The following is a 14,816-nucleotide window of genomic DNA, read 5'->3' on the forward strand; positions in this document are numbered from 1 at the left end:
CCCGCGCGGGCCGTACGGCGGGAGCCGCTCAGTCCTTCTGCCCGGCCGGGAGCTCCTCGGCCGGAGGCGACGGCAGGCGCGGATAGTGCAGGTCGAAGGCGGGCCGCTCGGAGCGGATCCGCGGGATCGAGGTGAAGTTGTGCCGCGGCGGCGGACAGGAGGTCGCCCACTCCAGGGAGTTGCCGAAGCCCCAGGGGTCGTCGACGCCGACCCGCGGCGCCTTTCGCCAGGTGACGTAGACGTTGTAGATGAACACGAGCGTGGACGCCCCCAGGAGGAACGCGCCGAGACTGGAGATCAGGTTCTCTGTGGCGAAGACCCGGGCGTAGTTGGCGTAGCGGCGCGGCATCCCCTCCGCGCCCAGCCAGTGCTGGATCAGGAACGTCGTGTGGAACCCGATGAACAGCATCCAGAACTGGATCTTCCCCAGCCGGTCGTTCAGCATCTTCCCCGTCATCTTCGGCCACCAGAAGAAGAACCCCGCGAACATCGCGAACACCACCGTGCCGAACAGCACGTAGTGGAAGTGCGCCACGACGAAGTAGGAGTCGTTGACGTGGAAGTCCAGAGGCGGTGACGCGAGGATCACGCCGGTCAGGCCGCCGAACAGGAAGGTGACGAGGAATCCGATCGACCACAGCATGGGTGACTCGAAGGACAGATGTCCCCGCCACATCGAGCCCACCCAGTTGAAGAACTTGACCCCGGTCGGGATCGCGATCAGGAACGTCATGAAGGAGAAGAACGGCAGCAGGACCTGCCCGGTCGGGAACATGTGATGCGCCCAGACCGTCGCCGACAGGCCGGTAATGGCCATCGTCGCGCCGACCATGCCGACGTAGCCGAACAGCGGTTTCCGGGCGAAGACCGGGATGACCTCGGTGACGATGCCGAAGAACGGCAGCGCGACGATGTACACCTCCGGGTGGCCGAAGAACCAGAACAGGTGCTGCCAGATCATGCCGCCGTTCACCTGCGCGTCGAACACGTGCGCGCCGAGCTTGCGGTCCGCCGCCAGGGCGAGCAGCGCGGCGGCCAGGACGGGGAAGGCCAGCAGGACGAGGACGCCGGTGAACAGGATGTTCCACGTGAAGATCGGCATCCGGAACATCGTCATGCCCGGCGCCCGCATGCAGATGATCGTCGTGATGAAGTTGACCGAGGTCAGAATGGTCCCCATCCCGGACAGGACGAGTCCCATGATCCACAGGTCCGGGCCGAGGCCGGGCGAGTGGGCGGCGCCGTTCAACGGCGCGTAGGCGTACCAGCCGAAGGCGGCCGGGTCGTTCGGGACGAAGCCCGAGGCGAGCACCATCAGCCCGCCGAACAGGAAGAACCAGTAGCTGAGCATGTTCATCCGCGGGAACGCCACGTCCGGCGCGCCGATCTGCAGCGGCATGATCACGTTGGCGAACCCGGCGAACAGGGGTGTGGCGAACAGCAGCAGCATGATCGTTCCGTGCAGGGTGAACAGCACGTTGTACTGCTGGTTGCTCATGATCTGCAGGCCGGGCTGCATGAGCTCGGCGCGGATGAGCATCGCCATCAGCCCGGCGGCCAAGAAGAAGAAGAACGAGGTCGTCAGGTACAGATAACCGATCACCTTGTGATCGGTCGATGTCAGCCAGCTGACGAGGATCTGCCCCTTGGAACGGGGCTGGGACGGCTGCGCCGCGGTAGGGGGCGTACGCCCAAGTAGGACCATTGAGGTCTCCCCTGCCCTCAGGCACCGCCGCCTTCCACTATTAGCCGTCGCGCCGCCGCGCGCAAGAGTGGCGCTGGATGTCCAGTTGTGGCCCCCCGTTCCCGATTTTCGCATCTATTCCATAACAACTCTTGATTAACACCGGCCCCACCGAAATCCTCGCGTCGCGGCGTTCCCCTACGCCGCTCACGAAAGGACTGGTGGATGTCCCGAGACGGACGACGTCGCGTGCTGACCGCCGCGGCCCTGGCCCTGCCGCTCCTCGCAGCGGGCCTGTCGGCCACGACGACGGCACAGGCGAACGACCGGAGACCGGTCGCGGGCACCAGGCCCGCCTGGGCCCGTGCCTCCGCCGACCGCGGCAAGACCAACGACGCCCAGCGACTCGACGCGAGGATCTGGCTGGCCGGGAAGGACCCGAAGGGTCTCGACGCCTACGCCGAGGCGGTCGCCACGCCCGGCAGCCCGCAGTACCGCAAGTTCCTCAGCCCCGCCGACTTCGACAGGCTCTTCGGCCCCACGGACGCGCAGAAGAGCGCCGTGAAGTCGTGGCTGACCTCCGCGGGCCTGACGGTCGACGCGGTCAACAGCCACTACATCCACGTCACCGGCCGCGTCTCCCAGGCCAAGAAGGCGTTCGGCACCGACTTCCGCAACTACGCCGCCCAGAACACGATCGTGCGGGCGCCCTCCGGCGATGCGACCGTCCCCGCCTCGGTCGCCTCGGCCGTGCGCACGATCACCGGCCTGGACAGCGCCAAGCACGTCCGGGTGGCCGGCGACACGCTGCCGCCGCCCGAGCCCAACTACTGGGTCGCCCAGCCGTGTGAGCAGTACTACGGCCAGAAGATCGCCACAAAGCAGCCCAAGGCGTACGGCAAGCACCAGCCGTACGCGATGTGCGGCCTGCTGCCGAAGCAGCTCCGCGGGGCGTACGGCGCCACCAAGAGCGGCCTGACCGGCAAGGGCTCGACGGTCGCGATCGTCGACGCCTACGCCGCGCCGAAGATGCTCGAGGTCTCGAACGCCTTCTCCAAGAAGTACGGTGAGCAGCCGTTCGCCGCCGGCCAGTACCGCGAGGTCCTGCCCGCGACGTTCGACTACACCGAGGAGTGCGGCGCGTCCGGCTGGTACGGCGAGGAGGCCCTCGACGTCACGGCCGTGCACGCGGTGGCGCCCAAGGCCAAGGTCGTCTACGTCGGCGCGCAGAACTGCCTCGACACCGGCCTGGACGACGCCATGCTGAACATCGTCGACAACCACCTGGCCGACATCGTCAGCAACTCCTGGGGCGACCTGTCGGAGCACTACACGCCGGCGATGATCGACGCGGAAGAGTCGATCTACAAGCAGGGCGCCATCGAGGGCATCGGCTTCTACTTCTCGACCGGTGACTGCGGCTACGAGGTGCCGGGCACGCCCTGCCAGGCGCGGTACGGCGACAGCGGGTCGACCAAGCGCCAGACGGACATGCCCGCCTCCGACCCGTGGGTGACCGCGGTCGGCGGCACGACCCTCGCGGTCGGCAAGCGCGACGACTACAAGTTCGAGACCGGCTGGAACTTCACCACCGACAGCCTGTCCAAGGACGGCAAGAAGTGGGACCCGGCGCCTCCCGGCCACTACCCGGACAACTACGCGGGCGGCTCCGGCGGCGGCACCAGCGAGCTGTTCACGCAGCCCGGCTACCAGCGGGCGGTCGTGCCGTCGTCGCTGAGCCGTACGCTCCCGGACGGGTCGAAGGCGGCCAAGCCGATGCGCGTCATCCCGGACATCGCGGCCGTCGCCGACTCGACGACCGGCATCCGGTACCCGGAGTGGGCGCAACTGCCGGACGGGTCGTACGGGTACGCGGAGAGCCGCGTCGGCGGCACCAGCCTCGCCTGCCCGGTCATCGCGGGCCTGCAGGCGCTCGCCCAGCAGCGTCAGGGCGGCGCGCCGATCGGCTTCGCCAACCCGGCGATCTACCTGCGGGCGGGCAAGGGCCTGCTCCACGACGTGACCGACACCCCGCTCGGCAAGAACAACCCGGTGGCGTTCGTGCGGACGAACTACACCGACCCGTACGCCAAGCAGGGCCCGCTGGTCTACGTGCTGCGCACCACCGGCAACTACGGCATCCCCAAGGGTGACGCGCTGCCCGCGGTCCGCGGCTACGACAGCATCACCGGCGTCGGCACCCCGACGGCGAAGTACCTGCTGTCCTACCGGTTCTGACCGGTCGTAGCCGGTCCCGGACGGTCGGCGAACCGGGGCCGGGTGCGTACGCGCACCCGGCCCCTTCGCATTGAGCGGGAGCCGCCGGCCGGCCCGCCTTGATCACAGAGGTCGGCGCGGTGCCGCCCTGCCGGTGTCAGCGTCGGGCGGACCGGGATTCGCCTGTCAGGTCACCGGGTCTCGTCGGATCTGAACCTGTGCCGGCACGGAGGTCGTCGGGTGTCGCCGCGCGTCCGTCCGGTACGCCTCCAGCCGGTCGGCCAGCTCTTCGGGACGGCTGAGCGCGATGCTGTGGCCGCCGTCGATCTCGTCCGGGACGATGCCCAGGCGTTCCCTGACGACGCGGCGCATGAACTCGGCCGGGAAGAAGCGGTCGTCGCGGCACAGCAGGAACTTCGTCGGCACGGATGGCCAGGCGGCGAGCGGCCACGGCGTGACGAACGGAGTGCTGGACTGATCGCGGCTCCTTTTCGTGGCCTCTGCCGCGAGTTCGGGCGGGACATCATGGAGGAACAGGGCGATGTCGTCGCCCGGCGCCCTGCCGTCGCGCTCGTCCTGCTCGTGCCTGGCCTGCTCCCAGCCGGTGTCGGCCCACCAGTCGCCGGGTGCCTCACCCGGCGACGGGATCATCGCCGTCAGCAGCACCAGCAGCTCGACCGGTACCCGATCGCACACCAACGGCGCGGTGAATCCGCCAAAGGACTGGGCGACCACGACGAGGTCGGTTCGATCGCCGATGGCGTCGATCACCACGTCGGCGTACTCGGCCAGCCCGGCCGAATCGTCGTCGCAGGGCAGGTCAGGCGCGACGACGTCGTGGCCGCGCGCACGCAGCTCGGCCTTCAGCAGATGCCAATACCACGAGTCGGACCCGGCGCCGGGGATCATTACGTAGGTGGTCATGACGAGTTGTCCTCCTGAAGAGGGCGGTACAGGCAGGGTTTCGGCCCGGTCGTCACGATCGGCCCCGGTTCTCGAATTCCTCCATGCTGGTGCCTCCGGGCAGCCGGGTCTGGAAGTCGAGCACTCCGACCCAGGTCGGCCGCACGGCGATGCGGAACATCTTCGTGCCGGGGTGATCGACCTCCGCCACATTGGCGGCGCCCTGTTCCTCCCCCGCGTAGCGACGCTGGGCCAGCGCGTACTCCGCCACGATCCCGTCGACGTCGGTGACCGACGCCCGACCGCGTATGAGGAGCACCGTGGGGGGTGTGGAGGCGGCGTCGATGGTGATGGCGACGTCGGGCTTCGCCCGCAGTGCGCGGACCTTGGCGCCCCCGAACGTCGAGAGAACGACCTCCGTTCCTGTCCAATGGAACAACATCGGAAACACCCGTGGCGTGCCGTCCGCCGCTACATACGCCAGGCGCGCCAGCTCCTTCGAGGCGAGCAGCCGCTGCGCCACGTCGCTTTCCAGCAGGCCGACATCACCTTGCGGCAGTGCCATCACGTCTTCGCGGTTCTTGATCGTCATCAGGCGGTTCCTCATCGTCGTCGACCACGCAGATCGAGGTCGTCAGTGTTGAGACGGTGAGGCGGCTGGAAAGGAATCTCTGCCCGAACGACGATCGGCCCAGGCCCGGCCGTTGGCTAGGGCAGCGTCAGTGGCAGACCAAAGGCGGGGAACAGGTGCGGCTCGAAGGCGGTGATCTCGGCGATCTTCTCGTCCTCAACCCGCAGCACGTTGAGCACCTGAGCCCGGTACTCGGAGTCTCCCGGCAGCCGGATGTACCCCGCGACCGCCGGCTGCCGGTTCGCCCGGGTGGGGACGCTTCGCCACCGTCCTAGATAGAGCGGCGAGCCGGGCCCGAACGCGTGCTCGGCGAAGTGGACGACGGCCGCGCGACCGGCGAACCAGAACGGATGCGGCGGCATGGTCATCCGTACGTCCTCGCTCAGGAGCGCCGCGAAGGCAGCGGTGTCGGCCCGCTCGTGAGCATCCATGAAGCGCCGCACCAACGCCCGCTCCTGCGGGGTCGGCTCCGCCGACGGTGCCCATTCCAGCCGCCGTTCGGACAGGTGCGCCTTCATTGCCGGCCTCGCTCGCTGCAAGGCGCTCTTCACCGAGGCGACGCTCGTTCCGAGCAAGGCGGCCGTCTCCTTCGTCGACCAGCCGAGCACGTCTCGCAGGATCAACGCGGCCCGTTGTCCGGGTGGCAGGTGCTGGACGGCGACGAGGAACGCCAACTCGATCGTCTCCTTGCCGACCACGACGGCGTCCGGCTCGGCGTCGCCGGCCGCGATCGGTTCCAGCAGCCGGTCCGGGTACGGCTGAAGCCACGGGATCTCCGCCGGCGGCGACGCCACGTCCGTGCCGGTCGCACGCTCCACCTCACGTGGAAGCGGGTGCCGCGGGTGCTTGTCGAGGAAGTCAAGACAGGCGTTCGTCGCGATCCGGTAGAGCCACGCGCGGAATGTAGAGCGGCCCTGGAAGCCTTCGCGTTTGCGCCACGCCCGCAAGAACGTCTCCTGGACCAGGTCTTCCGACTCCTCGAACGAGCCGAGCATCCGGTAGCAGTGCACCTGAAGCTCCCGCCGGTAACGCTCGACGAGCTCCGTGAACGCCGACGCGTCGCCCGCCTTGGCGGCCGCGACGACTGCGCCATCTTCAGCCCGCAACTCGCCCAATGAACGACCCTCCGCGTTCCTCCAGCGACCGGTTTGCAGCGTTAGGACGCGTGACACCTGACAGGCGAAGAAGCTATCAGCTCGATACCCCGGCCTTGGATCGCGCTCTTGCTGGTGAGGTGCCGGAGAACACGGGACGGCCACCAGGTGATCATCGATGCCGGATCTGCTGTCACGGGCGAGCCGGCACGCCGACCGGATACGTGATGACCTGCGGGGTGCCGCTCACGCTCGCATGACGGAGCGGAGTTGTTCGCGGGCGTCGTGCATCTCCGGGAGGCCCGCCCAGCGGCCGGACAGGCGGTAGACGCCGGCGATGTGGTCGTTGACCCGGACGGAGGAGATGAGCGGCGCGATGCGGGCGAGCGCGGTCATGCGGTCGGCGGCCATGGGCGCGTCGCCAGCCCGCAGCGCCGCCTCGACCTCCCACGCCTGGTAGGCAACGAAGAGGAGGGTGGAGCACTGCGCGCCGAGGCGGACGGCCTCGGCGATGGCGGACCGGGCGCCGCCGTGCTCACGCATCCCCAGCATGGCGACCCCGACGTTGCCCAGCATGTCGGACATCCCGTACGTCGGCAGGCCGTCGACGACGAGCGCCTCCTCCAGCACCTCCCGTGCCGCGCGCTCCTGCCCGGGCAGCAGCGCCAGGGAGCGCCCGAGCCGTAGCCGCAGCCACGCCCGGCGGGCCGGCGGCAGGTCGCCGAGCCGGAGGCCGAGCCGCGCGTACATCGCGCCGCGGTCGCCGCGTCGCTGGTCGATGTTGATGCGGCTCAGGGTGCTGTACGCGTCGGCCTGGGCGCGGGTGCTGCCGGAGCGCCGGGCCAGGTCGAGCGCGAACACCCCGGTCTGCTCGGCCGCCGCGTAGCGCCGGGAGTCGTACAGCACGCGCGCGGCCTCGCAGGCGAGGTCGGAGGACGCCTCCTGGAGCGCCCGGTCGGACCCGTTGACGGCCGGCCCGACCTTCCGGAGATGCCGGAGCGCCGTGGAGACGACCGGGATTCCGCCCTGCTGATAGCGGTCGTGCGCGAGGCGTTCGGCGAGTTGCCGGACGTAACCCGGATCCTGATAAGGGCCGACCTTCGGAGTTGGAACGAAAGTGATGGATGCGGCCGCCGCGACGAACTCTCTGCGCCTCACGGGATCGTCCTCCGAAATGGGCGATATGCGTACTTCCCAACCTATGCGGTTCAGCAGCCGTTCCGTACGGCCGATTCCAGGATCGCGCATCCCGCGCGACGCCTGGGACACCCAGCTCTGAGATACGCCCAGCTCACGGGCGAGATCGAGTTGCGACCAGCCGCGCAGCCCCATGATCGAACGAAGCGCCTTCGGGAGACCGTGACCGTCCATATTCGCAGAGTAGTGCGCACCGCACTCACCCGGCTACCGTCGCCACCCGGAAGGCGTGCATCATTTCCAACAAAACAGAGGACCGTTCGAAACAGCCTCATTGACCGACTGAAACAGCAGGTGTCGATGACCTGTTCGAAGACCGGCCATTCGGGAAGGGAACTCCCATGGGCGCATGTCCCACTCCCCACCGCGACGCCCTCGAACACGCGCTCCGCGCCCTCGCGGACGCGGTGACGGGGCTCGGGCTGCACGTCACGATGGCCGGGCCGCTGACCCTGGTGGTCAGCGGTGAGCGGCCCGCGCCCGAGGACCCGGGCGACCGGCTCGCCGCGCTCCTCGAGCCCGCCGAGCCGCTCAGTCAGTCCGTCACGATCGAGTCCCACGACGGCCGGCTCTGGTGGTGCTGGGTGTGGGCCGACGCCGACCGCGGCGGCCACGACTCCGAGCCGATCCGGCCGATCGAGGAGGTCGAGGAGGTGGCCCGGCGCATCCGCACCGTGGTCGCCCTGCCCTCCACGACCTGACCGATCAGCGGACGCGGTACCGCTCGGCGTCGGCGTGCTTGAAGCTCAGCCCGAGGCCCGGAGCGTCCTCACGCGGGCGGATGCGGCCGCCCTTCGGCGACAGGGCGCCGTCGAAGAGCATCGACTCGATCCGCACGTGGTCGTGGAACCACTCGATGTGCCGCGCGTTCGGGATCGCGGCCATCGCCGCCGCGTGCAGGTGCGGCGCGCAGTGCGCCGACAGGTCCTTGCCGTGCGCGCGGGCCAGTCCGGCCACGCGCAGGAACTCGGTGATGCCCCCGACCCGGGTGACGTCGGCCTGCGGGCAGTCGACGGCGTCGATGATCCGGGTGAAGTACGGCAGGTCGTAGCCGTACTCACCGGCGGCCACGTCGCACTCCACCGCCGACCGGACCTCCCGCAGGCCGGACAGGTCGTCGGAGGAGACCGGTTCCTCGAACCACCGCAGGTCCACGTCGGCGGCCTGGTGGGCGACGCGGATGGCCTGCTTGGCGGAGTAGGCGCCGTTGGCGTCGGCGTACAGCTCCACGCCGCCGCCGACGACCTCGCGGGCGAGTTCGAGGCGCTGCAGGTCGCGGTTCTCCCGGCTCCCCCACGACTCGCCGATCTTGATCTTCACCCGGGGAATGCCGAGGTCCCCGGCCCAGTGCCCGAGCTGCTCCCGGGTCCGGCCCGCGTCGTACGTGGTGAAGCCGCCGGAGCCGTACACCGGCACCTCGGTGCGGACGGCGCCGAGGAGCCGGTGCAGCGGGAGTCCGAGGGTGCGGGCCCGCAGGTCCCACAGCGCGCAGTCGACCGCGGAGATGGCCATCGAGCAGATCCCCGGCCGGCCGGCGTTGCGGACCGTCCGGCACATCGCCTCGTGCGAGGCGGCGACGTCCTCGCTCACCACCGGGGCCAGCTCGCCGGTCACGACGTCGGCGACGGCGGTCGGCCCGTACGTCCAGCCGAGGCCGGAACGGCCGTCCGCGCGGGCCTCGACGAGCACCATCGTCGTCGATGTCCACTCCAGCGTGCCGTCGGCCTCGGGTCCGTCGGTCGGGATCGTGTACGCGGAGGCGTGCAGCTCGATCACGTGAACACCTCCGCCAGGAGCTCGGCGAGGTGGATGGGCCGGGCCGGGGTCCGCTGCTCGATCTGGGTGCGGCAGGAGAAGCCGTCGGCGAGGATCCGGGTGCCGTCCGCCGCGTCGCGCACGGCGGGCAGCACGCCCAGCTCGCCGACGCCTACGGACACCTCATAGTGCCCGCGCTCGAAGCCGAAGTTGCCGGCGAGGCCGCAGCAGCCCTCGTCGAGGACCTCGGCCTCGATCCCGGCGCGCTTCAGCAGCTCGCCGTCGGCGCCGAAGCCCCAGATGGCGTGCTGGTGGCAGTGCGGCTGCGCGATGGCGTGGATCCCGGTGCCGGGCGGTGGCGCGGTGACGAACGCGGGCGCCCGGTCGAGGAGGAACTCCGACAGTGAGTGCGTCTGCTTCGCCAGCAGCCTCACGTCCTCGGACACCGGCTCCCCGGACAGCAGCTCGGGCGCGTCGGAGCGGAAGACGGCCGAGCAGCTCGGCTCCAGGCCCACGACGGGCACGCCCCGGCGCAGCCGTGGGGCGAGGGCTCGGGCCGTGCGGCGCAGGACGCGGGCGGCCACGCCGAGCTGGCCGGTGGAGATCCAGGTCAGCCCGCAGCAGAGCGGGACGGGCGGCACCTCGACGCGGAACCCGGCGGCCTCCAGCACGCGTACGGCGGCCTTTCCGGCCGCGGGGTGGAAGTTGTTCGTGAAGGTGTCCGGCCACAGGACGACCGGGTCGCCGTCCCCCTGGGATCCGCGCCGGGCGAACCAGTCGGTGAAGCGTTCCCCGGCGAAACGCGGCAGGTCACGACGCTGGTCGACGCCGCCGGCCCACTTGACGACGCGGTTCAGGCCGGGTGCGTGCGTCACCGCGTTGACCACGCCCGGCGCCGCGGCGGCCAGCCGCGCGGACAGGGGCAGCCAGCCCATCGAGTAGTGCGGGCGGGGCCGGAGCCGCCACCGGTAGTGGTGGGCCAGGAACTCCGCCTTGTAGGTCGCCATGTCCACGTGGACGGGGCAGTCGCCGCGGCAGCCCTTGCAGGCCAGGCACAGGTCCAGGGCGTCGTCGACGTCCTTGGACCGCCAGCCGTCGGTGATCACCTCGCCGCGCATCATCTCCATGAGGACGCGGGCGCGGCCGCGCGTGGAGTGCTCCTCCTCACGGGTCACCCGGTAGCTCGGGCACATCACGCCGCCGGAGGACGACCGGCACTTGCCGATGCCCACGCAGCGGGCGGCGGCGTGGGTGAACCGGTGGTGGTCATCCGGGTAGGAGAAGTGCGTCCGGGGCTCGCGCGGGTTGTAGTCGAGGTGGTCGAGGTTCTCGTCGAGCCGGTACACGCGGCGGCCGGCCGGCGCGGCGACCTTGCCCGGGTTCATCCGGTCGCCGGGGTCGAAGATCTGCTTGTACCGGCCGAACAGCGCCACGACCTCGTCGCCGAACATGATCGGCAGGAGTTCGGCGCGGGACTGCCCGTCGCCGTGCTCGCCGGACAGCGACCCGCCGTACGAGGCCACCAGCCGGGCCGCCCGCTCGGCGAACCGCCGGTACTTCCCCACCCCGTCCGGGTCCTCCAGGTCGAAGGCGATGCGGGTGTGCACGCAGCCCTGCCCGAAGTGCCCGTACAGCGACGCCTGCCCGTAGTCGAACTCGCTCAGCAGCGCCCGGAAGTCGCGCAGGTAGTCGCCGAGCCGGTCCGGCGGCACGGCGGCGTCCTCCCAGCCCTCGTGGGTCTCGGGGTGGCCCGGCGGGTACGCGGTCGCGCCGAGCCCCGCCTCGCGGATCTTCCAGAGGCGTTCCTCCTCGGCGGGATCGTCCATGAAGACCACGTGCGGATCGTGCTCGGTCCCCCGCAACTCCTTGATCATGTGCTCGGCCCGCGCGTCGGCCTCCTCGCGGGTGTCGCCGCCGAAGCGGACCATGAGCCAGCCCGACCCCTCCGGCAGTCCCTCCAGGGCGTCCTTGCCCGCGACGTTCTCGGCCCGGGCGATGTCGATCAGGGTCTCGTCGAGGCCCTCCAGCGCGAGCGGCCGGTAGTCCGCGACCTTGGTGACCGCGTCCCCGGCACGGAAGATGTCGGGGTAGCCCAGGACGACGAGCGTCTGGTGGTTCGGCACCGGGAACAGCTCGATCTCCGCGTGCAGCACGGTGATCAGGGTCGACTCGCTGCCGACCAGCGCCCGCGCCACGTTGAAGTGCTTCTCCGGGAGCAGGGAGTCGAGGTTGTAGCCGGAGATCCGGCGCGGGATGTCCGGGTACCGCGTGCGGATCAGCGCGAGGTTCTCCTCGACCAGTTCCCGCATCGCCCGGTAGATCTCGGCGCGGCGGCCGCCCTCGGCGAGGATCTTCTCGTACTCCTCGTCGGAGGTCTCCCCGACCCACATCCGCACGCCGTCGTACGTCAGCACCTCCAGGCGGATCACCGAGTCGGCCATCTTGCCGTACGCCTGCGCGGTCGCGCCGCAGGAGTTGTTGCCGATCATCCCGCCGATCGTGCACGTGTCGTGCGTGGACGGCTTCGGTCCCACCTGCAGCTTGTGCGGGGCCAGCAGGCCGTTCAGGTCGTCCAGGCAGATCCCCGGCTGTACGAGGGCCCGCCGCTCCTTCTCGTCCAGCCGGATGAGGTTGTCGCAGTACTTGGACCAGTCGATGACCACGCCCTCGTTGCAGCACTGGCCCGCGAGACTGGTCCCGCCGCCCCGCGAGAACACCGGCGCCCCGTGCTCCCGGCAGGCCGCGATCGCCTCGACGGCGGCGTCGACGTTGTGCGGCACCACCACGCCGATCGGCGTCTGCCGGTAGTTGGAGGAGTCATGGGCGTACGCCGCGCGCGAGCCCGCATCGAATCGGACCTCCCCGTCGACCCGCGCTTCGAGATCTCGCTGAAGGCTCATAAGACTCCGGTTACCCGCACGGCAGGTTTCAATCGCGTGCGCCGGGAACGGCGTCTTTAGTAACCGCACGAGGAGGAGAGATGACGCGAACTGTCGCCGACCACCTGCTGGAACGCCTCCGCGAGTGGGGCGTGGAGTACCTTTTCGGGTATCCCGGGGACGGCATCAACGGCATCATCGCCGCGCTCGAGCGGGCGGACGACAACCCCAAGTTCATTCAGGCCCGCCATGAGGAGATGTCCGCCTTCGAGGCCGTCGGGTACGCCAAACTCAGCGGGAAGCCCGCCGTCTGCATGGCGACCAGCGGGCCGGGCGCGATCCACCTGCTGAACGGCCTGTACGACGCCAAGCTCGACCACGTCCCGGTGGTCGCGATCGTCGGGCAGACCGCCCGGTCGGCGATGGGCGGCAACTACCAGCAGGAGGTCGACCTGCTGTCGCTCTTCAAGGACGTCGCCAGCGAGTACGTGCAGATGGCGACCGTCCCGGCGCAGTTCCCCAACCTGCTGGACCGGGCCATCCGGATCGCCATGGACGAGCGGGCCCCGACGGCCATCATCATCCCGTCCGACCTGCAGGAAGTGGAGTACGAGCCCCCCGCGCACGCGTTCAAGAACGTCCCCTCCAGCGCCCCCGGCTACACGCCGCCCGTCACCGTCGCGCCGACGCAGGAGATCGAGCGGGCGGCGGAGGTCATCAACGCCGGGGAGAAGGTCGCCATCCTCATCGGGCAGGGCGCCCGCAGCGCGGCCGCGGAGGTGCACGAGGTCGCCGAGCTGACCGGCGCCGGCGTGGCCAAGGCGCTGCTCGGCAAGGACGTGCTGCCGGACACCCTGCCGTACGTCACCGGCTCCATCGGCCTGCTCGGCACCCGGCCGTCGTGGGAGCTGATGCGGGACTGCGACACGCTGCTGATCGTCGGGTCGAACTTCCCGTACACCCAGTTCCTCCCCGACTTCGGCCAGGCGCGCGCCGTGCAGATCGACGTGGACGGCAAGCTGATCGGGATGCGCTACCCGACCGAGGTCAACCTGGTCGGCGACGCCGCCGAGACGCTCCGGCAGCTCATCCCCCGGCTCAAGAAGAACAAGAACCGTTCCTGGCGCAAGAAGGTCGAGAAGAACGTCGAGCGGTGGTGGGAGACCGTCGAGCGCGAGGCCATGGTCGAGGCCGACCCGATCAACCCGATGCGGCTCTTCTACGAGCTCAACGACCGGCTGCCGAAGAACGCCATCCTGACCGCCGACTCCGGATCGGCGGCGAACTGGTACGCCCGTGACCTGCGGCTGCCGTCGGGCGTCCGCGGCACGCTGTCCGGGACGCTGGCCACGATGGGGCCGGGGGTGCCGTACGCCATCGGCGCGAAGTTCGCCCACCCCGACCGGCCCGCGATCGCGTTCGTCGGCGACGGGGCCATGCAGATGAACGGCATGGCGGAGCTGATCACGATCCGCCGCTACGCCGACCGCTGGCAGGACCGCCGGCTGATCGTCGCCGTGCTGCACAACAACGACCTGAACCAGGTCACGTGGGAGCTGCGGGCGATGGGCGGCGCGCCGAAGTTCGAGGAGTCGCAGGTGCTGCCCGAGGTCTCCTACGCCGGGTTCGCGAGCATGATCGGCCTGGAGGGGATCCACGTCGACAAGCCCGACGAGATCGGGCCCGCCTGGGACCGCGCGCTGAGCGCGGACGGCCCGGTCGTGCTCGACGTCCGGTGCGACCCCGACATCCCGCCGATCCCGCCGCACGCGGAGTTCTCACAGATCAAGGACATGACCGAGGCGGTCCTCAAGGGCGATCCCGACCGAGTGGGAATCGTGAAGAAGGGGATCAAGACCAAGATGCAGGAGCTGATCCACCGCTGAGCGCGGCGCCCCTGCCATCCGCCGACCGCACCCCGACCCGTGGAGGTACTCATGGACGCAGATCCGCGCGAGACGTCAGACGAGGACCGGCAGTCGAACTCGGCCGCGCGCCTCTCGGAGCAGGCCGCCGAGCATGTCGGACGCGGCTACGACTCGACCCAGGACGCCTTCGTGCGCGAGCAGCGCGAACAGGGCAAATCCGAGGACGACGAGGACGTCTCCCCGGGCTGACCCCGGGCACCCCTGATCGAAACGCCGACGCGGGCCCCGCACGGGGTCCGCGTCGGCACAGGGGCGTTCCTAGCCGTGTTCCGGGCGCTCGGATCGGCGCGGTCCGCCTTCGACCTCGCGTCTGACCTCCCGCTCGGCCCGGCGCCGGGCCTCGGCGAAGTAACGCTTGGGGTCACGGATCATGCGCTCCGAGCGATCGTCGGAGTCCTGCACGACGATGTCGTCCGCCATATCCACTCCCTCCCTTTCCGCAAGTGTCGGTGCCGACCGGGCGAAGGTCAATCCGGATCACCCACCACCCGGCGTGGGGTCCGGTCCCGCCGTCCGGCGCGGGGTCCG

12 protein-coding genes are annotated in these 14,816 nt (G+C 70.1%); 4 read left to right on the forward strand and 8 right to left on the reverse strand.

Annotated features, from left to right (window positions below; all coding sequences use genetic code 11):
* Positions 1–28: 28 nt before the first annotated feature.
* Positions 29–1,705 (reverse strand): cytochrome c oxidase subunit I, encoded by a 1,677-nt coding sequence (ctaD, locus tag AB0K82_RS23710; RefSeq protein WP_364400351.1) that lies wholly within the window; start codon positions 1,703–1,705, stop codon positions 29–31.
* Between the two features lie 204 nt (positions 1,706–1,909).
* On the opposite strand from ctaD, the gene AB0K82_RS23715 reads away from it, so the two are divergent.
* The gene (locus tag AB0K82_RS23715) at positions 1,910–3,922 is read left to right on the forward strand and encodes a S53 family peptidase (protein WP_364400354.1); all 2,013 of its coding nucleotides are present in this window, start codon (positions 1,910–1,912) and stop codon (positions 3,920–3,922) included.
* Positions 3,923–4,087: 165 nt separating this feature from the next.
* Here AB0K82_RS23715 and AB0K82_RS23720 read toward each other — a convergent pair whose 3' ends face one another.
* The 4 genes from AB0K82_RS23720 to AB0K82_RS23735 form a co-directional block, all read right to left on the reverse strand.
* Positions 4,088–4,825, reverse strand: coding sequence for an alpha/beta hydrolase (locus AB0K82_RS23720; protein WP_364400357.1), 738 nt, complete (start codon positions 4,823–4,825; stop codon positions 4,088–4,090).
* A 52-nt stretch (positions 4,826–4,877) separates the two neighbouring features.
* Positions 4,878–5,396, reverse strand: coding sequence for a pyridoxamine 5'-phosphate oxidase family protein (locus AB0K82_RS23725; RefSeq protein WP_364400360.1), 519 nt, complete (start codon positions 5,394–5,396; stop codon positions 4,878–4,880).
* A 116-nt stretch (positions 5,397–5,512) separates the two neighbouring features.
* Positions 5,513–6,541: a sigma-70 family RNA polymerase sigma factor gene (locus AB0K82_RS23730; RefSeq protein WP_364400363.1), complete on the reverse strand. Its 1,029-nt coding sequence runs from the start codon at positions 6,539–6,541 to the stop codon at positions 5,513–5,515.
* 234 nt (positions 6,542–6,775) lie between these two features.
* Entirely contained in the window at positions 6,776–7,687 is a 912-nt protein-coding gene (locus AB0K82_RS23735; protein ID WP_364400366.1) for a hypothetical protein, read from the reverse strand.
* Positions 7,688–8,067: 380 nt separating this feature from the next.
* Between AB0K82_RS23735 and AB0K82_RS23740 the strand changes: the two genes are divergently transcribed.
* The gene (locus AB0K82_RS23740) at positions 8,068–8,427 is read left to right on the forward strand and encodes a hypothetical protein (RefSeq protein ID WP_364400369.1); all 360 of its coding nucleotides are present in this window, start codon (positions 8,068–8,070) and stop codon (positions 8,425–8,427) included.
* A 4-nt stretch (positions 8,428–8,431) separates the two neighbouring features.
* Here AB0K82_RS23740 and AB0K82_RS23745 read toward each other — a convergent pair whose 3' ends face one another.
* Both AB0K82_RS23745 and AB0K82_RS23750 read right to left on the reverse strand, forming a co-directional pair.
* Positions 8,432–9,502, reverse strand: coding sequence for an enolase C-terminal domain-like protein (locus AB0K82_RS23745; RefSeq protein WP_364400371.1), 1,071 nt, complete (start codon positions 9,500–9,502; stop codon positions 8,432–8,434).
* Positions 9,499–12,381 carry an FAD-linked oxidase C-terminal domain-containing protein gene (locus AB0K82_RS23750; protein WP_364400374.1) on the reverse strand — a complete coding sequence of 961 codons (2,883 nt, stop codon included), beginning with the start codon at positions 12,379–12,381 and terminating at the stop codon, positions 9,499–9,501. Before AB0K82_RS23750 ends, AB0K82_RS23745 begins: the two co-directional genes overlap by 4 nt.
* A gap of 80 nt (positions 12,382–12,461) precedes the next feature.
* On the opposite strand from AB0K82_RS23750, the gene AB0K82_RS23755 reads away from it, so the two are divergent.
* Both AB0K82_RS23755 and AB0K82_RS23760 read left to right on the forward strand, forming a co-directional pair.
* Positions 12,462–14,246: a thiamine pyrophosphate-requiring protein gene (locus AB0K82_RS23755; protein ID WP_364400377.1), complete on the forward strand. Its 1,785-nt coding sequence runs from the start codon at positions 12,462–12,464 to the stop codon at positions 14,244–14,246.
* Positions 14,247–14,297: 51 nt separating this feature from the next.
* Complete coding sequence (locus tag AB0K82_RS23760; protein WP_364400379.1) at positions 14,298–14,477, forward strand: hypothetical protein; 180 nt, start codon at positions 14,298–14,300, stop codon at positions 14,475–14,477.
* Positions 14,478–14,546: 69 nt separating this feature from the next.
* Here AB0K82_RS23760 and AB0K82_RS23765 read toward each other — a convergent pair whose 3' ends face one another.
* Complete coding sequence (locus AB0K82_RS23765; protein ID WP_345353787.1) at positions 14,547–14,708, reverse strand: hypothetical protein; 162 nt, start codon at positions 14,706–14,708, stop codon at positions 14,547–14,549.
* Between the last annotated feature and the right edge of the window lie 108 nt (positions 14,709–14,816).

It is taken from the genome of Actinoallomurus sp. NPDC052274 (genome assembly GCF_040679475.1).
Lineage (GTDB): Bacteria > Actinomycetota > Actinomycetes > Streptosporangiales > Streptosporangiaceae > Actinoallomurus > Actinoallomurus liliacearum.

What these genes read in the sequence shown, in the direction of transcription:
- ctaD (WP_364400351.1), bottom strand. Translation starts at nt 1,705, where the DNA reads ATGGTCCTACTTGGGCGTACGCCCCCTACCGCGGCGCAGCCGTCCCAG.
- AB0K82_RS23715 (WP_364400354.1), top strand. Translation starts at nt 1,910, where the DNA reads ATGTCCCGAGACGGACGACGTCGCGTGCTGACCGCCGCGGCCCTGGCC.
- AB0K82_RS23720 (WP_364400357.1), bottom strand. Translation starts at nt 4,825, where the DNA reads ATGACCACCTACGTAATGATCCCCGGCGCCGGGTCCGACTCGTGGTAT.
- AB0K82_RS23725 (WP_364400360.1), bottom strand. Translation starts at nt 5,396, where the DNA reads ATGACGATCAAGAACCGCGAAGACGTGATGGCACTGCCGCAAGGTGAT.
- AB0K82_RS23740 (WP_364400369.1), top strand. Translation starts at nt 8,068, where the DNA reads ATGGGCGCATGTCCCACTCCCCACCGCGACGCCCTCGAACACGCGCTC.
- AB0K82_RS23750 (WP_364400374.1), bottom strand. Translation starts at nt 12,381, where the DNA reads ATGAGCCTTCAGCGAGATCTCGAAGCGCGGGTCGACGGGGAGGTCCGA.
- AB0K82_RS23755 (WP_364400377.1), top strand. Translation starts at nt 12,462, where the DNA reads ATGACGCGAACTGTCGCCGACCACCTGCTGGAACGCCTCCGCGAGTGG.
- AB0K82_RS23760 (WP_364400379.1), top strand. Translation starts at nt 14,298, where the DNA reads ATGGACGCAGATCCGCGCGAGACGTCAGACGAGGACCGGCAGTCGAAC.
- AB0K82_RS23765 (WP_345353787.1), bottom strand. Translation starts at nt 14,708, where the DNA reads ATGGCGGACGACATCGTCGTGCAGGACTCCGACGATCGCTCGGAGCGC.